The following is a 25,265-nucleotide window of genomic DNA, read 5'->3' as shown; positions in this document are numbered from 1 at the left end:
CCACAGGCCAGTCAGAAACCAGAAGAGAGATCTTAATGACCACAACGGATTCAAGACTCCAGTGCGCGCTGGCGTTTATTGACGCAGCCAATAAGGCCGATCCCAATCAGGAGTCTTTCGACAACGAACGCCTCCCGAAGGAATACGCCTACAGCCTGCACATGACCCGCTGGCTGTTCGAGCTTGAATCCGATCCTTCCGAACGCATGCAGATCGCCTGCCGCGCCCAGCACATCGAGCGCTGGACCATGCCGCGGAAGGACTATCCGGAAGGTCGTAAAGCCTATTACCAGTGGCGCCAGGCCTGTGGTCGTATGCATGGTCAGCGTGCTGGGGAAATCATGGCGGATTGTGGCTACCCGAAGGAGGAGTGCGATCGGGTGGAGACCATCCTGACCAAGCGGGAACTGAGGCAGGATGCCGACACTCAACTGCTGGAGGACGTGGCCTGCATGGTCTTCCTGGAACGCTACTTCGCAGATTTCTATGAGGAAAAAGCGGACTACGATCGGGAGAAGTGGCTACGCATAGTGCGCCGGACCTGGGGCAAGATGTCGCCCCGTGGGTACGAGGCGGCACTCAAGCTGGCAGAGGGGATGCCGGCGCACCTTCTGGAACTTTTGCAGGAGGCTTTGGCCGACGCCTAGCATCAAATGCCTGTTGCGAACTTTTGTGCACAGTCCAGCGGGTACGACCTGCCAAAATACGCTGTGAATACCTCCCTGTACGCTCGGCTCCGCCATCCATGGCTCCGCACGATTTTGGCAGGTCGTACCCGCCGAACTGTTTAAACTTGTGAGTTAGCCTTTTGGAAAGAACAGTTCTTGAAGTTTCTGACCAGGCTCTTCCGCCCGCATAAACGATTCCCCCACAAGGAAACCGTAAATCCCGCGAGCAGTCATCGCTTCTGCGTCGCTGCGGGTCATGATGCCGCTCTCGGTAATCGTCAGCCTGTCCTGTGAGATGCGTTCATGCAGATCAAACGTGGTGTCCAGCGAAACATCGAAGGTATGCAGGTTCCGGTTGTTGATGCCGACCAGAGGCGTCGTCAGCGTCAACGCATCCTCCAGTTCCTCGCCATCGTGAACTTCCACCAACACATCCAGCCCGATCTCATGGGCGATACCTTCCAGCTCCTGCATCTGGTCTTTGGTCAGGCACGCGGCGATCAGGAGGATGCAGTCGGCGCCGATGGCGCGGCTTTCGTAGACCTGGTAAGGCGCGACCATAAAGTCCTTGCGGATCACCGGAAGGCTGCAGGCATTGCGGGCGGCGACCAGGTAGTCCTCGTGGCCCTGGAAGAAATCGCGGTCGGTAAGCACGGACAGGCAGGCGGCACCGCCGTTCTCGTAACTCTCGGCAATAACGGCCGGCTCGAACGGATCGCGCAGGATGCCTTTGCTTGGTGAGGCTTTCTTGATTTCAGCGATAACAGCCGGTTTCTGTTGCTCAATTCGCTGCCGAAGTGCGTTGGCAAAACCACGTGCGGGTTCTTGATCTCCCGCCCTTGCCTTCAGGTCAGCAACCGAAACCCTCGGTTTCCGCTCGTCAATTTCTTCCCACTTACGGTCAACGATCTTGCGAAGAATGGTGGGAGTTTTGTCCAAATGTCGTTCAGTCATTAGCGGCCTGCAAATAGTTAGCGAGAGCCGGTGGGGCAGGGCTTTCCAAAACTGTCTGCAGCCATGGATGGCTGCAGCCAAGCCCTACAGGGATGTATTCACGGGCGTGTTTTGGAAAGCCCTGCCCCACCGGATCGTCCTGCCGAAATCCGGCAGGCTTATACGATTAAAAGCACTGAGAAAAATCAGCCAGCTCCGACATCTTGCCGGCAGCGAGGCCAGAGCCCATGGCATCCAGGGCCATATCCACGCCTTCTTTGGCGTTGCTTGCCAGCCCAGCTACATAAATCGCCGCGCCAGCATTCAGGGCAATCAAGTCCCGGGCTTTCTCGGCCATTTCATCGTGGCCACGCCCAAACGCGGCCTTAATCAATTTCAGGGAGTCTTCAGCCGTATCCACGGTCAGACCGACCAGCGACTGGCTCTTGATACCCAGATCGTCCGGGGTGATGTCGTATTCGGTGACTTCGCCGTTCTTCAGCTCCGCCACATGGGTCGCGCTGGCCAGACTGATCTCGTCCAGGCCATCCTTCGAGCAAACCACCATGATGTGCTCCGCACCCAGGCGATGCAGCACTTCCGCCATCGGGCGACACAGCTCCCGGTTGAACACACCCACCAGTTGGCGCTTAACGCCAGCGGGGTTGGTCATCGGGCCCAGGATGTTGAAAATGGTCCGGCAGCCCAGCTCCTTACGGGGGCCGATGGCATGTTTCATGGCACCGTGGTGGGCCGGGGCGAACATGAAGCCGACGCCGATTTCCTCGACACAGCGGGCCACTTCCTCCGGTTTCATGCTCAGGTTGATGCCCAGCTTTTCCAGCAGGTCGGCACTGCCGCTCTTGGAGGAAACTGCCCGGTTGCCGTGCTTGGCCACAAAGCCGCCGGCTGCTGCCACCACGAAGGAGGCGGCGGAAGATACGTTGAACAGGTTGGCGCCATCGCCGCCGGTGCCGACGATGTCCACCAGGGGCTCGGCCTTGACCGTAACCTTGGTGGCCAGTTCGCGCATAACCTCGGTGGCGCCGGTGATTTCATCGATGGTTTCGCTCTTGAGGCGCAACCCCATGAGAAACGCGCCGATCTGGGCGTCTGTGGCCTCGCCGTTCATGACGATACGCATCACGTCCTTCATTTCCTCCCGGGACAGGTCCAGGTTGGAGGCAATGCGGTTGAGAGCTTCTTTCATGTCCATGTGTCGGCCTCTTATTGTGTTCTCAGAAAGTTGCGCAGCAGCTCGTGGCCCTGTTCCGTCATAATAGACTCCGGATGGAACTGCACGCCTTCGATGGGCAGGGTCTTGTGGCGAACCCCCATGATTTCCTCGATGGAACCGTCGTCGTTGCGGGTCCAGGCGGTCACTTCCAGGCAGTCGGGCAGGGTGGCCTTGTCGATCACCAGGCTGTGGTAGCGGGTCGCCTGCAGCGGGTTGCTCAGGCCCCGGAACACGCCAGTGTCCTTGTGGAATACCGGGGACACCTTGCCATGCATGACCCGGCCGGCGCGGATGACGTCACCACCGTAGACCTGGCCAATCGCTTGATGGCCCAGGCAGATGCCCAGGATCGGAAGCTTGCCGGCAAAATGCTGGATGGCCGCCATGGAGATGCCAGCCTCGTTCGGGGTGCAGGGCCCGGGGGAAATCACCAGACGTTCCGGGTTCAGGGCTTCAATCTGTTCGATGGTAATTTCATCGTTGCGGTGCACCTGCACGTCGGCACCCAGTTCAGCCAGATACTGCACCACGTTGTAGGTGAAGGAATCGTAGTTATCGATCATCAGCAACATAATCTGTTCCTCCGCCTCAGTGGTCGAAATCGTTGTAGGTCATGGCCACCGCCCGGAAAATGGCGCGGCCCTTGTTCATGGTTTCCTTCCACTCGAGGCGGGGCACCGAATCGGCCACCACGCCGGCGCCTGCCTGGATATGCAGGGTGTTGTCCTTGATCACGGCGGTACGGATAGCAATGGCGGTGTCCATGTTGCCGTTGAACGACAGATAGCCCACGGCGCCTCCGTAGACCCCACGCTTGACCGGCTCCAGTTCGTCGATAATCTCCATGGCCCGGATCTTGGGCGCACCGCTGAGGGTGCCAGCAGGCAGGGTGGCGCGCAGCACGTCCAGGCAGCTGGTGTTGTCTTTCAGCCGGCCGGTGACGTTGGAGACGATATGCATCACGTGGGAGTAGCGCTCCACGATCATCTTGTCGGTCAGCCGGACTGTGCCGGTTTCCGACACCCGGCCGGCATCGTTGCGGCCCAGGTCGATCAGCATCAGGTGCTCGGCAATTTCTTTCGGATCAGCCAGCAGTTCTGCTTCCAGCGCCTTGTCCTCGGCATCGGTGGCGCCGCGCTTGCGGGTGCCGGCGATTGGCCGAACCGTTACTTCCTCGTCCTCCACCCGGGCCAGTATTTCCGGGGAGGAGCCCACGATGTGGAAGTCACCCAGATCCAGGAAATACATGTAAGGGGAAGGATTCAGCACCCTGAGCGAGCGATACAGGTTCAGCGGTGGCGCCTCGAAGGGAATCGACATGCGCTGTGAGATCACCGTCTGCATCACATCGCCGTCGAGCACGTAGCCCTTGATCTTGTCTACCGCGGCTTCGAATTTGTCCTGGGTAAAGCCGGAAATGAAGTCGCTCTCGTCCACGGCTTTTCCGCGCAGGTGTTCTGGGGTGCGGGGCGCGTCAGCGGTTTGCCGGTGCAGATGGTTCTCCAGCTGATCAATGCGGCTCTGCGCTGTTTCGAAGGCGCCCTCAATGGCCGGATCGGCATGGACAATCAGATGCAGCTTGCCCCGCAGGTTGTCGAATACCACGATCTCGTTGGACACCATCAGCAGGATGTCCGGCGTGCCGATCTTATCCGGCGGGCAACTCTGGCGCAGCCGTTTTTCGATGTAGCGCACGGTGTCGTAGCCGAAGTAGCCCACCAGGCCACCGTTGAACCGGGGCAGTTCGTCCAGGTCGGGAGCGTGGAAGCGCTTCTGGTAGGCCTCGACAAACGCCAGCGGATCGTCCACTTCCTCGGTTTCGACAATCTCGCCGCCGCGGCTGATCTCCACCCGGTGGTCAAAGACCTTCAGCACCTCGTGGCTGGGCAGGCCGATGATCGAATAGCGGCCCCATTTCTCGCCGCCCTGAACGGATTCGAACAGGTAGGAATAGGGTCCGCTGGCGAGTTTGAGGTAGGTGCTCAGGGGCGTGTCGAGGTCGGCCAGTACCTCACGATACACAGGGATGCGGTTAAAGCCGGCGTCGGCGAGCTCGATGAATTGCTCGGGTGTCATGGTACGGTTTCCTGAAATCTGATCTGCATTGTGGATGAAAGCCTGTGCTTCCATCAGGTGCTGCGGGCTCGACCAGCAGGCGCCAGTCAGCCTCCGGGCTTGCTCAGCCGGTGCGCCATCGCCACCATCGTGTTGCGCGGGTTGTCAGGATGCCTCGCGCTGCAGTCAGATTCAGTCCCTGCACGGCAGGAATCTCCCGTAAAGAAGTGCTCAATGTAAGTTCCTTGTGAGATTACAAAAGCTCGGCCAGCGAATCAACAACCGCGTCGGCGCCCAGAGTATCCACCGCAGGCCCGTAGTTATACCCGTACCGCACCGCCACACAGGGAATGCCCGCGGCCAGCGCCGCGTTAATATCCGCTGCGGAGTCGCCCACCATGACCGTGGTTCCGCGGGTGCCACCCAGGGTTTCCATGGCATGAAGCAGGGGGGCGGGGTCCGGTTTCTTGACCGGCAGGGTGTCACCACCTACGGTCAGGTCGAACCAGTGATCCAGTCCCATTTGCTCAAGCAGCGGTGCCACAAACTGTTCCGGCTTGTTGGTGACGATGCCCAGCCGGCAGCCCTGGTTCTTCAGGTGCGTGAGACAGGCCTCGACGCCGGCGTAGACTACCGAATGCTGTCCGTTGAGCGTGCCGTAGGCGTGATAGAAAATCGCCAGGGCATCCTTGAACAGGGCCTCGTCCTTTGGTCGCGCCGGTTCCCAGTCCACCTGGCCGGCCAGGGCCCGGCGCACCAGAACGCTGGCGCCATTGCCTACCCAGTTCCGTACCCGGTCAATGCCCGCCGGTGAGCGCCCAAGATGCGCCAGCATCTGGTCCACGGCGGCCGCCAGATCCGGTGCACTGTCCACCAGGGTGCCGTCGAGATCAAACAGGGCAACCCCCGGCCAGCGTGGATTGAACAGCCCTGCCAGGCTCATTGGCTGATCACCCTGCGGGCCTGCTCCAGTTCTTCGCGCATGGCATCAATGGTGGTCTTATAGTCGTCGGTGTTAAAGATGGCAGATCCCGCCACGAAGGTGTCGGCACCGGCCTCGGCGATTTCCCGAATGTTCTCGGTCTTCACGCCACCGTCGATTTCCAGGCGGATATTGTAGTTACTGGCATCGATGCGCTTGCGGGCCTCCCGGAGTTTGTCGAGCGTGCCGGGAATGAACTTCTGGCCACCGAAGCCGGGGTTTACCGACATCATCAGCACCATGTCCAGTTTGTCCATCACATGATCCATGTAATGCAGCGGCGTGGCCGGGTTGAACACCAGGCCCGCCTGGCAGCCACCGTCGCGGATCAGCTGCAGTGAGCGATCAATGTGGTTGGTCGCTTCCGGGTGGAAGGTAATGTAACTGGCCCCGGCGTCGATAAACATACGGATGAGGTCGTCCACCGGCGACACCATCAGGTGAACATCGATGGGGGCGGTCACGCCGTGCTTGCGCAGCGCCTCGCAGACCATGGGGCCAATGGTGAGGTTGGGTACGTAGTGATTGTCCATCACATCGAAGTGCACCACGTCGGCGCCGGCGGCCAGCACGTTATCGACTTCCTCGCCAAGACGGGCAAAATCGGCGGACAGGATGGATGGGGCAATCAGGTAAGGGTTCATGACGGCTCTCTCACAACAATGGATAATGGCTTGGTCAGCGGTCCCTGCCGCACATTCAGGATGGCTGCTAGTCTAACAGCTCAGTGGCGTTTTTTCGCAGTCAAAGGATCAGTATCTGTGCAGAGATTCGAGATTTACCGGCCCGGCGTGTTCTGGCTTTTTATCCTGGCGCTGATGTGTGTCGCACCGTCCATCACCCTCGGGCAGGAAGAGAGCGGGACGGCCGGTGAGACCGAAGGCGTCGAGGCGTCAGAGTCTGCGAGTCGGGCCCTGATCTGGACAGGCACCGGCGAACGCTCCCTGATCCAGCGTTTTCCCGAATCAGCGGTATGGCTGGAGCTTGAGGAGGGTGATAGGGCGCTGGGCCTGTTCTACCCGGAAGCCAGGTTGCCGGCTCGCGGTGCGGTGCTGGTTCTGTCGGACGAAGGTGAAACTGCCGCTTCCGGGGTAACCGGCTCACTGGCAGCGGGGCTGGCTTCCCGGGGCTGGGCCGTGCTGACGCTTGGTCTGGAGTCGCCCTCTCCGGTTCTGAATGAGTTCCTGATGCGACCCGTGATGGAGCCGCCGGCGGCTGAAGCAGGCGCGGGCGAGGAGGGGGCATCAGATTCAGTCATGATCGATGTCATGGCCTCATCCGAGAGCGCCGATGATCTTGAGGCGCGCTACAGAAGCCGCATCAACCAGATGCTGCAGGCAGGGCTGGCCCTGCTGGTTGAGCGGGGCTATGAAGCTCCGGCAGTTCTTGGTGTCGGGCGAGCCAGTATCCATGTGACCAACCGGGTACTGGATGGCGCCGATGCCTCTGCCCTGATCTGGGTGGTGCCACAGTTTTATCCCGTTGACCGGTCAGGTCTGCCGGACCGTCTGGAGTCGCTCGGCACTGATTTGTTGGAGCTGTATCCACAAGGGACGGCTGATGATCAATCGGGCTGGAGTATTGGCATGCAGTTGCGGCGCGCCGGAATGAGCGGCTTTGAGCGACAACCGATTGCCTGGATCAGCCCTGCGCCTGAGACTCTGGGCGATGGGGTGGCCAGTCGTGTTGCCGCCTGGCTGGAATCCCGCGAGCGTTAGGGGCGGAGGGTGTTGTGCCGCTTTATCAGTTCCCAGGCCTGTTGGTAGTGGAGCAGGCGTTCCTTGGCCAGGCTTCGGTCGCGGTCACTGACCTGCTGTTGGGCAAGCTTGTCCGGGTGGCACTCGGATATCTTCTTGCGGTAGGCCCGTTTGATCACTTCCAGGGAGTCCCGACGGGTAACGCCTAGAAGTTCACAGGCCTGCTGATAGCTGGTGGGTCTGGAAAGGTTCTCGCTGTGCCGGGTCCAGACCTTGCTGGCATAACTGTCGAAAATGTCCTCGCTGATGCTTACCGGCAGACCAATCTGGTCAATGGCGTCTTCGCAGCGATAACGTCTGGGTTTGCCCGGGCGGCCGTTAAGCTGGCTGGCGTGGCAGAGACAGATGGCGGTTTTCAACGCGGGAGCGGGCCAGAGACGGCGGGATAGTCGCATGGCCAGCCCGCGGATGAACGGCAGCTGCCCGGCCGACTTGCCTTGCTGGAACCAGCCAATGGCTCGCCTGCGCTGGCGTTTGGACAACCTCATGGCCTTGATCAGCGATTCGGCATAACCGATGTCGGCTTCGGTGACGCGCCCGTCTGCCTTGGCGATATAGCCGAGGAAGAAAAACAGGGAATGTCGGCACCAACGGGGCAGGCGGGCGCGCTCAATCAGAGCGGGTGCCTGGTGACCACAGGCCGAGAGTTCCCGCATCAAGCTGGAAAATTCGGCTTCCATTCGGGGCGGCAGTGCCGGTTGTCTGTTATCGCCTGCCATGGCTTTCAGGTTCCTTGGAGCCCAGTTGCCGGTCGAGCGCCTGCAGGCGTTCCGGGGTGCCGACGTCCACCCACTGTCCGGGATGGAAAAGACCCTTTACCCGGCCTCTGCTCATGGCATCGCGAAGCACCGGCCCCAGTTTCCCCGCCTGATCGGTAAGCCCCTCGAACAGGCGCTGGTGTAACAGGCTAATGCCGGTGAAGGTCAGCTTGTCCGGGCCATCACTATGGAGTACTCCCTGGTCAGTGAGGTGAAAGTCACCTTCGGGATGGTGTGGCGGATTGCTGGTGACCACCAGCAGGGCGTCTGCGTCAGGCGGCGGTGTCAGTCGAGAAAGGTCGAAATCGCTCCAGATATCGCCGTTGATCGCCAGAAACCAGTCAGATTTGTCACCGGCAAGCAGAGGCAGAGCGCGCACGATGCCACCGGCGGTTTCCAGCGGCTCGCCTTCCCGGGAATATTGAATGGATAGCCCGAACCCTTCGCCGTTTCCCAGGGTTTCCTCAATCTGGTCGCCCAGCCAGGCATGATTGATCACCACCTCACGGATTCCCGCTCGCCGCAGGTGCTCCAGATGATAGGTGATCAGAGGCTTGCCAGCGGCCCTTAACAGGGGCTTTGGTGTGGCCAGCGTCAGTGGCCGCATGCGTTCACCTTTGCCGGCAGCAAGAATCATGGCCTTCACTGGGACAGGTGCTCCTGACCCGGGGCCGGGCCGATGCTCGTCTCGATCCGGGGCATAACCGTATCGCTCAGCCATTCGTGGAAGTGACGCAGGGCTGGCTGTCGACCGCTGGCAACGATCAGGTACTGAACGGTTCGGGGAATGTCCTTGAGATAGCCGTGCTTGCCATCGCGGATCGATAGCCGGGCAAAAATGCCGGCAGCTTTCAGGTGCCGCTGCATGCCCATCAGTTCAAACCACTGGCGGAAGGTCTCCGGGTCCGCACGGTGCAGGCCAGCCTCGAGGCTGCTCTGGCGGTAGTCTTCCAGCCATTCGCAGATGCGCTTCTCTGGCCATTGGATGTAGCAGTCTTTCAGCAGCGAGACCACATCGTAAGTGACCGGCCCGGTAACCGCGTCCTGGAAATCGATGACACCCGGGCGAGGTTGGTCTTGGCGAACCAGCAGGTTTCGGGAATGGTAGTCCCGGTGGACCGTCACTTCCGGTTGCGCCAGGGCGCTTTCCCGCAGCATGGAAAAGGTCGTGTCCAGCAGGGCCCGCTCGCTGTTTTCCAGGTTTATGCCCAGATGCCTCTCCAGAAGCCAGTCCGGGAACAGCGCCATTTCCCGCTCAAGCAGGGTGGCATCGTAAGGCGGTAGCGGGTAATCACTGGGGGAGGTCTGGCTCGCGATCAGGGTCAGCTCTTGCAGAGCGTTCCTGTAGAGCTGGTCTGCGGACTCCGTGTTCAGTCGGCCAAGCATCAGCTGGTCGCCAAAATCCTCCAGTAACAGGAAGCCCTGCTTCAGATCAGCCTGCACAATGTCCGGCACCGCAATACCCTGCCGGTGCCAGTGCCGGGCGATGGCCACGAAGGGCTCGCAGTCCTCATGTTCCAGGGGCGCATCCATCACGATAAACGGTGCACCGTCCCCGGGAGCGGTCGTCGGATTTGCGTGCTGCCAGACCCGGAAATAACGGCGAAAACTGGCATCGCCGGAAACCGGTTCGGCTTCGCACTGTTCGAAGCCGGGAAATTGTCTGACCCAGTTGGTCAGCAACTGCAGGCGGGTATCCATAGTTCGGGTTGCGATCCTGAAAAAAGTTGTCGCTGACAGCGAAAGTTAGCAGACGAGTATAAAGAGGGTAAATCGGTTTTGCAGCGGAGTTTCCGTTAACAACCCTTCAGGGCACGTGTAAACTAGGCGGCGTTTATTATTGCCCGTCCTCCAATTCACCCGGAACAGGATCCAGCCACCGTGCCATGTCCCGAACGCCCACTGCAATCGCCGGAAACCCGGTGGCAGAGCCGGTATGGCCGTGTGTTGCTGGCCGCGGTTTTTGGGTTGGGCGTTACGGATGGGCATGCCCAGACACCGCCGTCTGCGGCGGAAATAGATTGGCGGCCCAGAGCAGAGTTGCCAGCCGAGGCCCGGGCCTCGTTGCCCCTTTTCTGCGAAGGGGGGTATCTGCCTTCCGGTCGCGCCAATGGCGTTGGCAGTGCGTTTGCCGTTGGCAGCGATTCCGAGCAACCGCTGGAAGCCAGCGGCTTGAACGCTCGCTATGAGATAGACCGGACGCTGTTCCTTGAGGGAGATGTCCGCATTCGCCAGGGCGGCTTTCAGGTAACCGGTTCAGAGGCCCGCTACAGCCAGCAGGAGGGTGCAGTATCGGTGCAGGGGCCGCTGGTCAGTCGCGGCGAGGGTTTCCTTCTCACCGGTGAGAACGCGAACTACGACGTCGATAGTGGACGCCTGGACATCAACACTGCAACATTCCTGCTGCATGGTCCGGAAATGCGCGGTCGTGCAGGCAGCCTGTCGCGCATCAGCGAGGAGCAGGTCGTCATTGCAGATGGCTTTCTGACCACCTGTGGCCCCAGCCAGAATGACTGGGCCATCGTTGCCTCGGATATCAGACTGGATCGGGCGCAAGGATTCGGTACCGCCAAACACGTTCGATTGGAAGTCCTTGATGTGCCGGTGTTCTATTGGCCGTGGGCAAGCTTTCCTATTGATGATCGCCGCAAGTCCGGTTTCCTTTACCCGCAGTTCGGCTCTTCCAGTGCCGGCAGCGGTGGCTTTCTTGCCGTGCCCTACTACTTCAATCTGGCACCCCATTACGACGCGACGCTGACGCCCCAGTACATTCATGGCCGGGGCCTGTTCAACGAAGTCGAGGGCCGGTATCTCAGCTCTCTCGGGGAAACTACCCTGCAGCTCGGGTACATCGGCAACGATTCGGCGTTTCAGGAGGAAAACCCCGGTGAATCCGGTGAGCGCTGGGCCCTGGATGCCACAACCCGGGCTGCCTTTGGCCGTGGCTGGCGGGGCTACGGAGATTTTTCCGTGGTGAGCGATGAGGACTATCTCAGCGATCTGAACCGCAGCCTGGAGATTAACCAGGCCACTCACTTGCAAAGAAAGGGCGGGGTTACCTACCGAAGCGACAAGCAGTATTTCGATGCCTACCTCAACGATTACCAGACCATCAGTGACCGCATTGCCGATGTGGACAAGCCCTATGCCCAGTTGCCGGAAGTGATCTACGCAGGCCAGACCGGCGCAGGGATTGTGGAGGCGAACCTGGAAAGCCAGTACACAGTGTTTTACCGGGACAACGAAGCACTGACCGGTCTGGATCGGGCCAACGGGCAGCGTTTCCGGGCGCGGCCGGAACTGGCGTTGCCCATGCGGGCGTTGTGGGGGTTCAGTCGGCCGTCGGTAAGCGTGGATTACACCCGCTACAACCTGGACGACTACGTGCTGGGGGATGGCAGTTTCGATCGCACCGTGCCGGTTGCCGAGTGGGATAACGGGTTGTATTTCGACCGACAGAGCCGCCTGTTTGATGTGCCCTACAACCAGACTCTGGAGCCCCGGCTCTATTACGCCTGGGCCGATGCCGATCCGGATCAGAACGACATCCCGGATTTTGACACCGACCTCCAGACCTTCCGTTTTGAACAGCTGTTTCGACCGGACCGGTTCACCGGCGGTGACCGGGTAGGCGATGCCAACCAGTTGACCGTTGCCCTGACCAGCCGTTTCAATGACCTCCTCACCGGTGCGGAGCGTGCCCGATTCAGTATTGGACAGGTACAGTATTTCGAGGATCGCGAAGTGACGTTGTTCGGCGAGGGTGCCGGTACCCGGAGCCGATCACCGCTGGCGGGCGAAGTCGTGCTGAACCCACTCGATACCCTGGAAATCCGCTCCTCCGGATTGTGGGATCCTGATACCGGGGATACCGAGGAAGGCCGCAGCCAGTTAACCTTTCACTCCACTGACTACCGGTACCTGGCCAGTGTGGGGCACACTTACAGCCGGGGCGAACTGGAACAGTCGGATATCGCGGCGGTTTTCCCGGTCTCGGACCGTGTTAGTCTGATCGGCCGCTGGGTCTACGACTCCGACCTTGATCGAACCGTCGGATCCCTGGCCGGGCTGGAATACAATAACTGCTGCTGGAGTGTTCAGGTGGTTCACCAGAACTATCTGACTGATGACCGGGAGCTCGATAGCCGCATACTGTTCCAGATCCAGCTAAAGGGCCTGGGTGGCAGCGATGGTGCCTCATCGAGTATTTCCGAGGCCATTTACGGTTTTGATGAAAGGGAGCGTCGTCGTTTTGGAACTCCCTGACTGGATCCCGGACTAAGGCCCCCAAAACGCCAGAAAAGCTCAAATTCTATTTGTAGAGGTGATTATGAAGGCGACCCTTCGCCATGGTGTACAAGCGTTACTGGTTCTTCTAGCCGTCCTGGCCCCGTTCTCTGTTCAGGCCGAGCGTAAGTTGCTGGACCAGGTAGTGGCCATTGTCGATGAGGATGTCATCCTTCAGACCGAGTTGGAGGCCCGAATCAACACTATCACCAGTCGCCTTAGTGCACAGGGCACGGCGCTGCCGCCAAGGCAGGTCCTCGAAGAGCGTGTGCTTGACCAGCTGATCACCGAATCGATCCAGATGCAGATGGCAGATCGGGCCGGTATGCGCATCAGCGATAACGAGTTGAACGAAACCATGGCCAACATTGCCGAACGCAATGGCATGAGCCTGCCGCAGTTTGAAAACCAGCTCGAAGCCGAAGGCGTGACTTACAACCAGGCCCGCGAACAGATCCGCAAGGAAATGCTGACCAGCCGGGTTCAGCAGCGCCAGGTCGGCAACCGGGTTCGGGTGACTGATCGGGAAGTTGAAAACTATCTGGAAAGTCTGGAGGCCCGTGGAGGGAATAACGCTCAGTACCGGCTGGCGTACATCTTTGTGAGCGTAGACGACCCCTCTGATGAGGCGGAGGTGGATGCCGCAAGGGAGAAAGCCGAGCGGCTGCGCAGTGAGATCGCCAATGGCCGTGATTTCCGCGAAGTGGCTGTTGCCGAGTCTGATGCCAGTAATGCCCTGGAAGGTGGCGATATGGGCTGGCGTGCCGAGGGTCAGCTGCCGTCTCTGGTTGCTCCGGTCGTGCCGGAGCTGCCGGTGGGTGAGCCCTCAGACGTCCTGGAAAACAACAGCGGCTTCCACCTGGTAATGGTGATGGACAAGCGAGGCGGCGAGCAGCAGCAGATGATCCAGCAGCACCGTGTCCGTCACATTCTGGTTCGGCCTTCCGAAGCCACGACGGACAGCCAGGCTGAAACCGTGATTCGGGATCTGTACCAGCAGCTTCAGAATGGAGCCAGCTTCAGTGCGCTGGCCAGAGAGTACTCCGATGATCCGGTGTCTGGCTCCGATGGCGGTAATCTGGGCTGGGTAAGCCCGGGCCAGATGGTGCCGGCGTTTGAGCAGGCCATGCTCGATGCTGATATTGGGGAGTTGCGCGGGCCGTTCCGTTCCCAGTTTGGCTGGCACATTCTGCAGGTTCAGGAGCGCCGCCAGAAAGACATCAGCGGTGATGTGCGCGACGCCGAGGCCCGCCAGGCCATCTATCGCCGCAAGTTTGAGACCGAACTGCAGAACTGGCTTCAGGAGATCCGCGATGAGGCCTTTGTCGAGTTCAAGGGCGAGTACGCCAAGGACGAACCGGCGGAAGAAGAGCCAGTCTCCTGATGAGTAATCCCGTGGTGCTGGCACTGACGGCCGGCGAACCTGCCGGCATTGGTCCGGAGTTGTGCCTGCAACTGGCTCTTGAGGCCCGGAGTGCAGGTGTGGTGGTGGTTGCCAGCCGGCCATTGCTGGAGGCCCGGGCGAAGCAAATGAACCTGGCGGTTGAACTGCGTGCCTGGCAGCCCGGAGATTCGCCGGAAATGGAGGCAGGCCTGCTGTCGGTTCTGCATGTGGACGGTTGTGCCAATCATGAACCGGGCACACTGGATACCGGCAGCGGTGCTTATGTGCTCAGAACGCTGGAAGTCGCCGCTAACGGCTGCCTCAGCGGCGATTTTGACGGCATGGTGACGGCGCCTGTCCATAAGGGCGTTATCAACGATGCCGGCATCGCGTTCAGCGGCCATACCGAGTTCCTGCAGGAGCTCTGCGGTGTGGATCGTGTGGTCATGATGCTGGCGACCGAAGAGTTGCGGGTTGCGCTTGTTACTACCCACTTACCGCTCAAGGACGTATCCGCCGCCATTACCCCGGAGCGCCTGACTCAGGTAACGCGAATTCTCGATGCTGATCTGAAAAAGTTCTTCGGTGTTGCCCGGCCCAGGATACTGGTGGCCGGCCTGAATCCTCATGCCGGCGAAGGTGGTCACCTTGGTCGGGAGGAAATCGACACCATCGAGCCAACCCTGGAGGCTCTGCGTGCCGAAGGCATTTCTCTGACCGGACCTTTACCTGCGGATACCCTGTTTACTCCGCACTGGCTCGACCAGGCCGATGCGGTTCTGGCCATGTATCATGACCAGGGGCTGCCGGTGCTGAAGTTTCAGGGCTTTGGGCGTGCGGTGAACATTACCCTGGGGCTGCCGATTGTGCGCACGTCCGTGGATCATGGTACGGCTCTGGATCTGGCGGGAACCGGTCGAGCCGATGCCGGCAGTCTGCATACGGCCCTGAAGGTAGGCGAGCAAATGGCTCGTTGTCGAAAATCTGCAATTGAAGAGACCCGTTCGTGAGCAACAAAGCCGGCCATCAGGCCAGAAAACGGTTTGGCCAGAATTTCCTCCATGATCCGGGGGTCATAGAGCAGATCATCCGCGCCATTAACCCGAAACCTGATGACGCCATCGTGGAGATTGGCCCTGGCCTGGGCGCACTGACCGAGGAAATACTGGCGGTGAACCCGAAGCTCCAGGTGGTAGAACTGGATCGGGACCTGATTCCCGTGCTGCGCACCAAGTTCTTCAACTATCCCGAATTCCGGATTCACGAGGCGGACGCACTCAAGTTTGATTTCAGCCAGCTCATGGTGGATCGCCCCCTGCGGATCATCGGTAATTTGCCGTACAACATTTCCACACCGCTGATTTTCCACCTGCTGTCCCAGGCCGGTGTTGTGCAGGATATGCACTTCATGCTGCAGAAAGAGGTGGTTCAACGAATGGCAGCGGTGCCGGGTGACAACAATTACGGGCGTCTTGGCATCATGACCCAGTATTTCTGCCGGGTTCAGCCGCTGTTTGAAGTTGGGCCCGGCGCTTTCCGACCGGCGCCCAAGGTGGATTCGGCGATTGTCCGATTGGTGCCTCACAAGACCCTGCCACACCCGGCGAAGGATTTGACGACACTTCAGGCTGTGGTCCGCACAGCCTTTAACGCCCGGCGGAAAACTCTCCGCAAGGCACTGGGCGGCATGGTGTCGGCCGAACAGCTCCGGAGCCTTGGCATCAATGACGGTCTGCGACCGGAGAACCTCGCGCTGGCCGATTTCGTGGCGATTGCCGACCTGCTTTTTACCGAGAAGGGTGCAGCCAATCCGGCAAACGAGGTAAGTGATGACTGACTACGCGATCGGCGATATTCAGGGCTGTTACGAGCGTCTCAGGGATGTCCTGGAGAAAGTGGATTTCTCTCCCTCCCGTGACCGTCTATGGGTGGCCGGTGATTTGATCAACCGCGGCCCGTCTTCGCTGGAAACCTTGAGATATATCGAGAGCCTTGGGGATTCGGCGGTCGTCGTGCTTGGCAATCACGACCTGCATCTGCTGGCGGTGTCCCTGGGCGGTCATCAGACGCGTCGCAAAGACACCCTGTCCGATATCCTTGACGCTCCGGATCACGAGCGGCTGGTTAACTGGCTCCGGCAGCAGAATCTCTGTGTTCACGACCCGGCCCGGAATCTGGTGATGACCCACGCCGGTTTGCCCCATATCTGGACGGTCAGCCAGGCAATGGAGTGTGCCAGGGAAGTTGAAGCCGTGATCCGGGGCGAAACCGCCGAGGAATACTTTACCCACATGTACGGCAATCAGCCCGAGCGCTGGGACGAGTCCCTGCAGGGAATGGACCGCTGGCGGGTCATTACCAACTATTTCACCCGCATGCGCTTTATTGCCGAGGATGGCTCTCTGGAACTGGCGGCCAAGGAAAGCGTCGACAGCGCGCCGGAAGGTTACCAGCCGTGGTTTCATTTTCCCCGCAATGACGATGTACGGGTGGTGTTTGGCCACTGGGCAGCCCTGGAAGGAAAAACCGGTAGTGACCGTTTTATCGGCCTGGACACCGGGTGTGTCTGGGGTGGCGCACTGACCATGATGAACCTGGATTCGGGAGAAAAGATCCACTGTGACTGCTGAATCCGTACAACCGGCCAGGAGAGGGATTCTTCGGTTACCGCTGTTGGCAGGTGCTTTTCTGGCCCTGGTGGCAGTGATGGCCGGCGCTTTCGGTGCACACGGGCTGCGCAATCTGGTCAGTGAGCGGGGCCTTGAAGTTTTCCAGACCGCCGTCACATATCAAATGTATCATTCCATTGCGCTGGTTCTGCTGGCATTGCTGGCCGGACAGGGCCTGCCCAGGAAATTGCTGGGTTGGTCGGCGGGATTCTTTCTGGCCGGCATCCTGTTATTCAGTGGCAGTCTTTACCTGCTGGTGCTGACAGACATCCGCTGGATCGGCCCGATCACGCCCATCGGCGGGGTGTGTTTCATGGTGGGCTGGGCGCTGTTAATAACCTCCGGTCTCCGCCGGAACAAGTAGATGAATACAGAGGGTCAGGAGTCACGATGCAGGTTCAGGTAAATGGCGATGCAATGGAGCTGCCAAATGGTGCAACCATTGCCACGCTGATTGAGAAGATGGCTCTCGCGGGCAAGCGGCTGGCGGTTGAGGTGAACGAGGATATCGTGCCACGCAGCCGGCACCCGGAATTTACCCTGAGCGATGGCGACCGTGTAGAAGTCGTTCACGCTATTGGCGGCGGCTGAACAGCCCGCTCCGCCTAACCCACCGATCACGTCGGTTTCCATCCTCCCGTATTCAAACGATTCAGGAACACTATGACAGAGACATCCGAACTCCAGCTTCCAGAAGACAGACCCCTCGAAATTGCCGGACGGGTTTACCAGTCCCGTTTGCTCGTCGGTACTGGCAAATATCGTGACATGATGGAAACCGGACATGCCATTGAGTCCAGCGGTGCGGAGATCGTCACCGTTGCGGTTCGTCGTACCAATCTCGGCCAGAATCCGGATGAGCCGAACCTGCTGGATGTGGTTTCCCCGAGCAGTTATACCATTCTGCCCAACACGGCCGGCTGCTATACCGCCAAAGACGCCGTACGCACCTGCAAGCTGGCCCGGGAGCTCCTGGATGGCCATGATCTGGTGAAGCTGGAAGTCCTCGGTGAGGAGAAAACCCTTTATCCGAACATGACCGAGACGCTGGTGGCGGCCGAGGAGCTGATCAAGGATGGCTTCAAGGTCATGGTCTACTGCTCCGACGATCCATTGCTGGCCAAGCGTCTGGAAGAGATGGGCTGTGTGGCCATCATGCCCCTCGGTGCGCCAATAGGTTCCGGCCTGGGGATCCAGAACCGGTACAACATCCGCCTGATTGTCGAGAACGCCAGGGTGCCGGTGCTTGTGGATGCGGGCGTCGGCACAGCGTCGGATGCCACCATCGCCATGGAACTGGGCTGTGATGGCGTATTGATGAACACCGCCATTGCCCAGGCCAGAGATCCCATCAAGATGGCCAATGCCATGCGCCTTGCCATCGAAGCGGGCCGTGAAGCCTACCTGGCAGGCCGGATGCCCAAGAAACTCTATGCCAGTGCATCCTCGCCCATTGATGGCACCTTCTTCTGATCTCGGGCACAATCCTGACTAACGATAACCGAGGGCTGGCATTGAACGACCGGCCCCGACAACGATAAATCAGAGCGCTGCTGTCCTGCCATGACTGATCAGAAACCCAGTCGCCGCGAGGCGATTCTTCATGCTCTTGTGGAACTCCTGGAGACCGATCCGGGTGCCCGAATCACCACCGCCGGCCTCGCCAAATCCGTGGGCGTTACCGAGGCGGCTTTGTATCGCCATTTTCCCAGCAAGCGGAAAATGTTCGAGGCGCTTATCGAGTTCGCTGAAGAGGCCGTGTTCTCTCGCTGTCAGGTGATCCTGCAGGAGCAGGAGGACGTGCGGGTTCGTCTCCAGCAATTGGTGCACCTGGTGCTGGTCTTTGCTGAACGCAATCCGGGGCTGTGTTGTGTGCTGACCGGTGATGCTTTGATGGGCGAGAACGACACCCTGCGCAAGCGTGCCTCCCAGTTCTTCGAGCGCCTGGAAACCCAGGTACGGCAAACCCTCAAAGAAGGCGAAATCCGCCAGGGCCTGCGGCCCCGGACGACGTCTGCTCGCGGCGCGGACTTTGTACTGGTTTTTGTTGAAGGGCGGATCCAGCGGTTTATCCGCTCCTCGTTCTCGCGGTTGCCTTCTACTGACTTCGACGAGAGTTGGGGGTTGGTTGCAGAAGGTGTTTGGGGCTGAGCTTGGAGTTGGCCTCCTTTTGGTAGCCTGATAGATCCGGTGGTGAGGCGAAGGCAGGAAGGGCTTTCCCGAAACCGCTACGAGCACATCCATGTGCGCTTGGCGTCGGCCATCCATGGCCGCCGACATTTCGGGAAAGCCCTTCCTGCCCCCGCCTTTCCGGTCTTTCCGATATCTCTCCAATAATAGAATCACGAAGCCTGTAGGTTGGATTAGGCGAAGCGGTAATCCAACAAAACACTTTGGGAATACCTTCACTGTGTCGGATTACGACTTCGTCTAATCCGACCTACCAAATTTCCCAAGATGAATTCGCGATATCACCGTAGCGACGTCGGCACGGGATGGGAACCTGCTCCCCGGAATGTCGACGGCCAAGGATGGCCGGCGCCAAGCGCACATGGATGTGCTAGTAGCGGTTCCGGGGAGCAGGTTCCCATCCTGTGCCCGCCCCGAAGTTAACAGGCTAGTGACAACCCCCGAAGGCAATCACAAGCACAATCAGTCGTACCCAGAGGCAGACCGCAGGATAGACCGAACAGGCTCCCAAAGAGCCGGTGCCGAAATCAGGATATCGCGGCCCCAGAGGTCGGCAGGATAACCGTCGGGCACTTCACTGAAATGGCCAGCGGTGGCGCCTGCTTCCAGGGCGATCAGGCGGGCGGCGGCGAAGTCCCATGGGCTGACGTTTTCATAGTAGATATCCAGTCGGCCACAGGCCACCCAGCAGATATCCAGTGCCGCGGAACCGATGCGCCGCAGGTCGCGGCATTGGTGAATCATTGCATCCAGGCGTTTGACCAGCGGTTCCAGGGCGTCCTTGGTGTAGGGGAAGCCGGTTGCAAACAGGGCATCCCGGGGCACGGTGGCGCCGCTGTGGCGGATCGGATGGTTGTTCAGCGTGGCGCCCTCTGAGCGGGTCGCCCGGAAGGTTTCGCCGGGGAAGGGCGCATGCACCACACCGGCCTGAACCCGACCTTTTTCGGCATAGGCAATGGAGACGGCTACCTGGGGATGGCCATAGGCATAGTTCACGGTGCCATCGATGGGGTCGACGATCCAGAGGGGTGTATCCAGCTCTTCGGCCTGGCTAAGGTCGGGCATGGTCTCTTCCGAGAGAATCCGGTGGCCGGGGAAGCGTTTGCGGATGGCGCCTGTGATGAATTCGTCCGCCATCACGTCGGCGTGGGTTACCAGCTCGGTCTGATGTTTGTAATCGGTGCGCAGGGCGTTGTTGTCCCGCTCGCGGCGAATCAGTTCGCCGGCCTCGCGGGCCAGGTTTTCGGCAAAGTCGGTAATCTCGAGCAGAGAAACTGAATCAGACATGGCGCCCCCGTTGATATCCCGTTAGAGAATGAGGGCGCCAGTCTAACACGGCGGGATCAGAGGCTGTTCAGCCACTGCTCCATCTTGTCCATGGCGGTGACCAGCCGCGGGCAAGCCTGTTTCACGAAGTCGTCGCCCAATTCCTGTTCGGCATAGTCGCCGCCGGCGAGCTCTAACGATTCGGCGCCGTCGAAGTCGACGAAGGCCAGGCGCGCCGCCAGATGATCCGGCACGAAGCCAAAATCGCTGGCCGGCAGGATGGCCACGCCGGTGTTTTCCAGCAGGGCCTGGCAGAGGGCCTGGCTGGTCTTGATGTCTTTACTGGCCAGTTGTTCGCGGAAGCCGGAGAAGTCCGGGAACAGGTAGAACGCGCCTTCCGGTTTCTGGACTACCGCGCCCATGTCGCTCAGTCGACGGTGCATGTACTCGCCAACAACCTTCAGCACCCGACGGGACTGTTTAAGGTATTCGTCGATGTCGTCACCGCCATTGAACGCTGCAATGGCCGCGTGTTGGATCGGCGCGCTCGTCGCGGTGTAGGTTTCACTGGCGATGATGGCCATGGCGTCCTGCAGGGGCCTCAGTTCCCGGGGGAAAATGAATGTGCCAAGGCGCCAGCCGCCGGCACCGGCCCATTTACTGAGGCCGGTACTGATGATGGTGCCTTCCGGGTAATACCGGGCAATGGATTTGTGCCTGCCCTCGAAATGCACCTCACCGTAGATCTCATCGGAGAGCAGGATCAGCCGGTATTTTCGGGCCACATTGGCAATGGCCAGTAGCTGGTCGTCGGTGTAGGTGCAGCCGGTGGGGTTGGACGGGTAGTTCAGGATCAAAATCCGGGGCCGCGAGGGATCATCCCGACAGATGATATCCAGCTCTTCGGCGGTAAGCTGCCAGTTGTTCTCGGCATGGGTTGGCAGCCAGTGAACCGAGCGGCCGATGATCCGGGCTTGCGGGGCATAGGAGACCCAGCTCGGACGCGGGATCAGCAGATCACCATAGTAGGCCAGCTGCAGCATGAACAGCAGTTCCTTGGAGCCCGGGCCAATCAGCACGTCTTCCCAGGTGCAGTGCATGCGCTCACTCCGGCGAATATAGCCGGCGATTGCCTCGCGTAAGCCTTTGAGCCCTTTTACCGGCAAATAGTCCTTTTCGTGGGCGTGCTCCTTGAGCGCCTCCACCACGCGATCGGGAACCGGGAAAGGGGACTGCCCCAGCCCGAGTTTGATAATGTCCTTGCCCTCGGATTTGAGGTGATTGCTCAGCTCATTGATTCGAAGGGTGGCCGAGGGCTGAATACCCCGGACGTTCAGGTTGATCGCGTAACGGTGGTCGTTTTGGATGTCCATTGTCCCTGTCTGTTGGTTGGAAATGACCCCGTCAGTATAGGAAACCCAAACATATCTGTGATGTCGTGGCGGATAGGTGATTGCCGCAGTTTTTCCTCAGACTTTGGTCTCGGCTATCGGGATTTGATCCAGACTTCCACCCGACCATTGCGCGGGCTGCCGCTGCCGCCCACCGGCATGTACTGGCCATAACCCGTGTAGGCAACATCCGGCACGTTCACTTCCTGCAGGGCCTTGCGGACCGACAGGGCCCGGAGCTCGGAAATCATCTGGGCACGTAATTCATGGCTCTGGGTGTCGGCGAACCCGATGAGTAACAGGTCGTCAGCGGATCGGCCGTTCTGGTTCAGATACTGCTGAACTCGCTGCAGGTCCCGGCGGGCCTTGTTGTCGAGCTTGGTCCGGCCTTCGGAGAAACGGAAATTGACCGTCAGGCGATGGTAGTTGCCGGTCAGGCGGCGAAAACTCTCGGGCGTCGATTCGTCGAATTCCGGCTTGACCGCGATGGGGTTCTGGGAGATGAATCCGGATTCTGCAACCAGTGCCTGGCCTTGCTGGCCGAGGGCAAAGCCAATCAGACCTGCGGAAAGTGGCGGGACGTCACTCCCGGGCGTGTACATGAACAGGCGTCGTGATAGCGGATAATCCTCGCTGGCAACGGTGAGCTGGTTGGGGTGAAGCGCCGGGGCATTGCCTTCCGAGATCGCCAGGAGTTTGCTGTTACGCACTGAGGCGAGGCCCGAGAAACCAATACCCGAGGGATCCTTGCTTACGTCATCCGACAGCTGGTCGTTGGATTCGTAGCGCCTGGCGTTGCTGTCCAGTTCGAACTGTTTTCCAAGAACCAGGGATTTGAAGGTGTCCCAGGTTCCGGAACGGTCATCTCTGGCGTAGAGATGAATCGGGCGGTCCGGGCCGCCCAGCTCAGACCAGTTCCGGATCTGCCCGGAGAATACGCGGCCCAGGGTTTCGATGCTCATTTTGCTTACGGGGTTGGACGGGTGCACCAGAATGGCCAGGCCATCAATGGCAATAACGTGCTCGCTCTCGGGCGCAGTGAGGTCCGCCCGGGCGCGAAATTGCTCTGCTTCCTGCGGTTTTACCGGGCGGGAAGAGGCCCAGATGTCGGCCTTGCCTGCGGCCATCGCCTTGAAGCCGGTGCTTGATCCGTGCGCTGCAACCAGCACCTCGGCCGCCCGATTGTTCACAGGCGCTCGCAGGATTTTTTCGTTTTCCACGCCGGTACCCCTGGCTGCAACCTGTCCGCCGCCATGCTCTTCCAGATAGCCGGTAACCAGAATTGGCGCCAGGGTAGCGCCGACGGTATTGGAACCGTGAATTTCCAGGTCATAGGCCTGGGCCTGAAAGGCCATAAGAGCGGGCAGTAGCAGTCCCGGGAGTGTTGCAGTCATCCGTGTGAATCGCGGCATCTTTCGAAAAACCCTTACCAGACAGTTGGTTGAGAAGCTGGAAGGATGCTTCAGAAATATGACATTTGTGTTTCACTGCCTACACATTGGGACGCAAGGCCGCAGGTCCCTGTAAAAAAATGTTAAGCAGTGCGCGGAGCGCAGCGTTCGGCTGGCCTATAGTGACGCATCCGCCGTAACAAAAATAAACACAGCGGGCAGAGGCACATCCATGGATGCCATAACATCGAAAGCCGGGCAGGCCCCTGCTGCGGGCGCACGACCAGTTCCCATGAAGAAGGTGTTGCTGGTCGATGACCATGCCCTTTTTTCCCAGGGGTTGGCGGGCCTGATCCGTCAGGAGGGCTTGGCCGAATCCGTTGTGATCGCCAGCACCGTTGAGGGCGCCTCGGGTTTGTTGGTCCGTCAGGACGATTTTCAGCTGATCCTGCTCGATATCGCTTTGCAGGGCGAAACAGGGTTGGCTTTGTTACCCAGGCTGGCAAGCCATAGGGAGCCACCTCCGGTGGTGATCATTTCCAGCAGTGAAGACGAAGCCACGGTAAGAGCTGCGCAGGCAGCCGGTGCCAGTGGCTTTCTGGCGAAATCTGCCGGGCGGTCGGCGCTGGTGAGCATGGTCCGCTCTGTAAGCCGCGGTGAGGGGTATTTCCCTGGCGGTAACGATCCTGTGGCACCGGGGCTGTCGTTGACCCCGAGGCAAATGGACGTGCTCCTGTTGTTGGCCCAGGGCTTTCCCAATAAACGGATTTGCCAGAGCCTGAATTTGACGGAGCACACGGTGAAAACCCATCTCAAGGCGATTTTTACCCAGCTTGGTGTTCACAACCGGACAGAATGCGTGAATCTGGCGCGGGCTCGTGGGTGGTTGTGACGGCCGCGGGAAGCCGGACCCAGAACACAGACCCCCCGCCAGACTTCGACTCGGCGCCGCACTCTCCCCGCATCAGCGCAACAAATTCCTGAACAATGGTCAGGCCAAGTCCGAGACCCGGATACTCACTGGGGCCTGCGCCTCTCACGTAGGGTGAGAACAGGTTATCCACCAGCCCGGATGGCAGGCCGATGCCGTTATCCGCGACTTCCAGCAACACATGTGAGCCCATGGCTTTTGCTGACAGGGTAACTTCAGTACCGCCGCTGTGTTGCACCGCATTGAATATCAGGTTCTGGAGGATCCGCGACAACAGTGATGGATCCGCCATAACCTGAAGATCACTACCCGGGTGGTCAATCCGAACCTCTATCTTGTTATTGCCAAGCGAGTCCGCCAGCAAATCGTTGAGATCCCGGAATACCGGTGCCAGTGTGGTTGGTCGGATAACGGCTTGCACCATGCCCTCGTTGAGCCTTGCGCTGTCGAATACGGTGCCCAGCAGGCGCCGGAGATGACGAATCATGTCCCTCAACTGTTGGGTGGCCGGGTGCGCTGCGGGGCCGTGTTTGCTTGGTGACAGGCTTTCCAGCGTTATGTCGATCACGTTCAGAGGCTGGCGCAGGTCATGGCTGGCTGCGGTGATCAGTTCCGTTTTTCGCCGGCTCTCGTCGCGGGCCGCCTGATGCATGTGATCCAGCAGCTTACGGTCCAGAAAGTGCGCTCGGTGGCGGTATTCACTGGTCCACGCGCCAACCATGCCGATAAGGTTGGCCGTGGTCAGGAAAAACAGGTTAGTCGCGATGTCGGAGCCGGACATACCGCTCCAGAGTTCGGTCAGAAGATAGCCTACGATCAGAACAAGCGAGACCATGGACGCGCTGAAGAACGGCAGCCCCATGGCAAAGTATCCGAACATGAGCATCAGGATCATGCCCTCGTAGGGCAGCGGAAAGGCAACCTGTCGCGCGGCGGCTATGATTGCGACCACGCTCAGGCCACCTACCAGGTAGGCCAGGGTATAGATGCGCTCGAAGAGCCTGTCCGAGGGAGACGCGCGGTAGGCGAGCCAGACAACTGAGGCAATCACCGGGCAGGTGACGGCGAGCCGGATGGAGACCGTGACCTGAGCCAGTTCTGGCGGCAGGGTCAGTGCATCCATAACCGCGTAGATCAAAAAAAGGAGCAGGCCGGCCACTGAAACGGGCCGGGCTCGCTGTCGGATCAGTCCGGACCGGGTTCGCCGGTAAGCCTCCTCCAGATCGGGCGCAAAGCGCAGGTTCCGAAATCCGGCGGCCTGTTGTTGTCTGATCTGCTCGGTTGTCATGGCCGTTTCCAGTGTCGGGCAGGTTTCTGGATTGTATCCGCCCCGGCCGACTGGCTTCGCGAACCCGAGCACATTCCG

Annotated in this window: 25 protein-coding genes; 12 read left to right on the top strand and 13 right to left on the bottom strand. The window is 59.8% G+C overall.

Annotated elements, in window-relative coordinates:
• The first annotated feature begins 35 nt into the window (after positions 1–35).
• Entirely contained in the window at positions 36–647 is a 612-nt protein-coding gene (locus tag BM035_RS04805; protein ID WP_092030503.1) for a DUF4202 domain-containing protein, read from the top strand.
• A 153-nt stretch (positions 648–800) separates the two neighbouring features.
• Here BM035_RS04805 and trpC read toward each other — a convergent pair whose 3' ends face one another.
• The 6 genes from trpC to rpe form a co-directional block, all read right to left on the bottom strand.
• The gene (trpC, locus tag BM035_RS04800) at positions 801–1,622 is read right to left on the bottom strand and encodes an indole-3-glycerol phosphate synthase TrpC (RefSeq protein ID WP_092030501.1); all 822 of its coding nucleotides are present in this window, start codon (positions 1,620–1,622) and stop codon (positions 801–803) included.
• Positions 1,623–1,788: 166 nt separating this feature from the next.
• Positions 1,789–2,817 (bottom strand): anthranilate phosphoribosyltransferase, encoded by a 1,029-nt coding sequence (gene trpD / locus BM035_RS04795; protein WP_092030500.1) that lies wholly within the window; start codon positions 2,815–2,817, stop codon positions 1,789–1,791.
• Positions 2,818–2,828: 11 nt separating this feature from the next.
• Complete coding sequence (locus BM035_RS04790) at positions 2,829–3,410, bottom strand: aminodeoxychorismate/anthranilate synthase component II (RefSeq protein ID WP_092030498.1); 582 nt, start codon at positions 3,408–3,410, stop codon at positions 2,829–2,831.
• Positions 3,411–3,426: 16 nt separating this feature from the next.
• Complete coding sequence (gene trpE, locus BM035_RS04785; protein WP_092030618.1) at positions 3,427–4,914, bottom strand: anthranilate synthase component I; 1,488 nt, start codon at positions 4,912–4,914, stop codon at positions 3,427–3,429.
• A gap of 232 nt (positions 4,915–5,146) precedes the next feature.
• Positions 5,147–5,836, bottom strand: coding sequence for a phosphoglycolate phosphatase (locus BM035_RS04780; protein ID WP_014578485.1), 690 nt, complete (start codon positions 5,834–5,836; stop codon positions 5,147–5,149).
• Positions 5,833–6,519 carry a ribulose-phosphate 3-epimerase gene (rpe, locus tag BM035_RS04775; protein WP_008173385.1) on the bottom strand — a complete coding sequence of 229 codons (687 nt, stop codon included), beginning with the start codon at positions 6,517–6,519 and terminating at the stop codon, positions 5,833–5,835. The genes BM035_RS04780 and rpe overlap by 4 nt, the downstream gene beginning before the upstream one ends.
• 117 nt (positions 6,520–6,636) lie before the next feature.
• Between rpe and BM035_RS04770 the strand changes: the two genes are divergently transcribed.
• Positions 6,637–7,593, top strand: coding sequence for a DUF3530 family protein (locus tag BM035_RS04770; protein WP_092030497.1), 957 nt, complete (start codon positions 6,637–6,639; stop codon positions 7,591–7,593).
• Here BM035_RS04770 and BM035_RS04765 read toward each other — a convergent pair.
• The 3 genes from BM035_RS04765 to BM035_RS04755 are packed head-to-tail and all read right to left on the bottom strand — an operon-like array spanning position 7,590 to position 10,091.
• A complete protein-coding gene (locus tag BM035_RS04765) occupies positions 7,590–8,351 on the bottom strand; it encodes a DnaJ domain-containing protein (RefSeq protein ID WP_254775367.1) in 762 nt (253 codons plus the stop codon). The genes BM035_RS04770 and BM035_RS04765 overlap by 4 nt on opposite strands.
• Positions 8,338–9,036 (bottom strand): N-acetylmuramate alpha-1-phosphate uridylyltransferase MurU, encoded by a 699-nt coding sequence (gene murU, locus BM035_RS04760; RefSeq protein WP_092030495.1) that lies wholly within the window; start codon positions 9,034–9,036, stop codon positions 8,338–8,340. The genes BM035_RS04765 and murU overlap by 14 nt, the downstream gene beginning before the upstream one ends.
• On the bottom strand, positions 9,033–10,091 hold the full coding sequence (locus BM035_RS04755) for an aminoglycoside phosphotransferase family protein (RefSeq protein WP_092030494.1): 1,059 nt from the start codon (positions 10,089–10,091) through the stop codon (positions 9,033–9,035). Before BM035_RS04755 ends, murU begins: the two co-directional genes overlap by 4 nt.
• A 243-nt stretch (positions 10,092–10,334) precedes the next feature.
• Between BM035_RS04755 and BM035_RS04750 the strand changes: the two genes are divergently transcribed.
• From BM035_RS04750 to slmA, 9 genes are all read left to right on the top strand, one after another.
• Positions 10,335–12,656 (top strand): LPS-assembly protein LptD, encoded by a 2,322-nt coding sequence (locus tag BM035_RS04750; RefSeq protein ID WP_092030614.1) that lies wholly within the window; start codon positions 10,335–10,337, stop codon positions 12,654–12,656.
• 64 nt (positions 12,657–12,720) lie between these two features.
• Entirely contained in the window at positions 12,721–14,061 is a 1,341-nt protein-coding gene (locus BM035_RS04745; RefSeq protein ID WP_092030492.1) for a peptidylprolyl isomerase, read from the top strand.
• Complete coding sequence (gene pdxA, locus BM035_RS04740) at positions 14,061–15,071, top strand: 4-hydroxythreonine-4-phosphate dehydrogenase PdxA (protein ID WP_092030491.1); 1,011 nt, start codon at positions 14,061–14,063, stop codon at positions 15,069–15,071. The genes BM035_RS04745 and pdxA overlap by 1 nt, the downstream gene beginning before the upstream one ends.
• A complete protein-coding gene (gene rsmA / locus BM035_RS04735; RefSeq protein ID WP_008173367.1) occupies positions 15,068–15,898 on the top strand; it encodes a 16S rRNA (adenine(1518)-N(6)/adenine(1519)-N(6))-dimethyltransferase RsmA in 831 nt (276 codons plus the stop codon). The genes pdxA and rsmA overlap by 4 nt, the downstream gene beginning before the upstream one ends.
• Complete coding sequence (locus BM035_RS04730; protein WP_092030489.1) at positions 15,891–16,691, top strand: symmetrical bis(5'-nucleosyl)-tetraphosphatase; 801 nt, start codon at positions 15,891–15,893, stop codon at positions 16,689–16,691. The genes rsmA and BM035_RS04730 overlap by 8 nt, the downstream gene beginning before the upstream one ends.
• A gap of 43 nt (positions 16,692–16,734) precedes the next feature.
• On the top strand, positions 16,735–17,094 hold the full coding sequence (locus BM035_RS04725; protein WP_092030488.1) for a DUF423 domain-containing protein: 360 nt from the start codon (positions 16,735–16,737) through the stop codon (positions 17,092–17,094).
• A gap of 26 nt (positions 17,095–17,120) precedes the next feature.
• Positions 17,121–17,321: a sulfur carrier protein ThiS gene (gene thiS / locus BM035_RS04720; protein ID WP_064229836.1), complete on the top strand. Its 201-nt coding sequence runs from the start codon at positions 17,121–17,123 to the stop codon at positions 17,319–17,321.
• A gap of 72 nt (positions 17,322–17,393) precedes the next feature.
• Positions 17,394–18,203 (top strand): thiazole synthase, encoded by an 810-nt coding sequence (locus BM035_RS04715; RefSeq protein WP_092030486.1) that lies wholly within the window; start codon positions 17,394–17,396, stop codon positions 18,201–18,203.
• Between the two features lie 90 nt (positions 18,204–18,293).
• Positions 18,294–18,881 carry a nucleoid occlusion factor SlmA gene (gene slmA, locus BM035_RS04710; RefSeq protein WP_008173360.1) on the top strand — a complete coding sequence of 196 codons (588 nt, stop codon included), beginning with the start codon at positions 18,294–18,296 and terminating at the stop codon, positions 18,879–18,881.
• Between the two features lie 501 nt (positions 18,882–19,382).
• Here the strand turns inward: slmA and BM035_RS04705 are convergent.
• From BM035_RS04705 to BM035_RS04695, 3 genes are all read right to left on the bottom strand, one after another.
• Positions 19,383–20,207: an inositol monophosphatase family protein gene (locus BM035_RS04705; RefSeq protein ID WP_008173359.1), complete on the bottom strand. Its 825-nt coding sequence runs from the start codon at positions 20,205–20,207 to the stop codon at positions 19,383–19,385.
• A 56-nt stretch (positions 20,208–20,263) separates the two neighbouring features.
• Positions 20,264–21,559 carry a pyridoxal phosphate-dependent aminotransferase gene (locus BM035_RS04700; protein ID WP_008173357.1) on the bottom strand — a complete coding sequence of 432 codons (1,296 nt, stop codon included), beginning with the start codon at positions 21,557–21,559 and terminating at the stop codon, positions 20,264–20,266.
• Between the two features lie 113 nt (positions 21,560–21,672).
• Complete coding sequence (locus tag BM035_RS04695; protein ID WP_254775365.1) at positions 21,673–22,971, bottom strand: substrate-binding domain-containing protein; 1,299 nt, start codon at positions 22,969–22,971, stop codon at positions 21,673–21,675.
• Between the two features lie 229 nt (positions 22,972–23,200).
• On the opposite strand from BM035_RS04695, the gene BM035_RS04690 reads away from it, so the two are divergent.
• On the top strand, positions 23,201–23,860 hold the full coding sequence (locus tag BM035_RS04690; RefSeq protein ID WP_092030483.1) for a response regulator transcription factor: 660 nt from the start codon (positions 23,201–23,203) through the stop codon (positions 23,858–23,860).
• Here the strand turns inward: BM035_RS04690 and BM035_RS04685 are convergent.
• On the bottom strand, positions 23,793–25,187 hold the full coding sequence (locus BM035_RS04685; RefSeq protein ID WP_092030482.1) for a sensor histidine kinase: 1,395 nt from the start codon (positions 25,185–25,187) through the stop codon (positions 23,793–23,795). The genes BM035_RS04690 and BM035_RS04685 overlap by 68 nt on opposite strands.
• Positions 25,188–25,265 lie beyond the last annotated feature (78 nt).

Origin of the sequence: Marinobacter sp. DSM 26671 (assembly GCF_900112835.1) — a bacterium.
Taxonomy (GTDB): Bacteria; Pseudomonadota; Gammaproteobacteria; order Pseudomonadales; family Oleiphilaceae; genus Marinobacter; species Marinobacter flavimaris.
The sequence above is the reverse complement of the archived record's forward strand: the minus strand, read 5'-3'. Positions and strand labels throughout refer to the sequence as shown.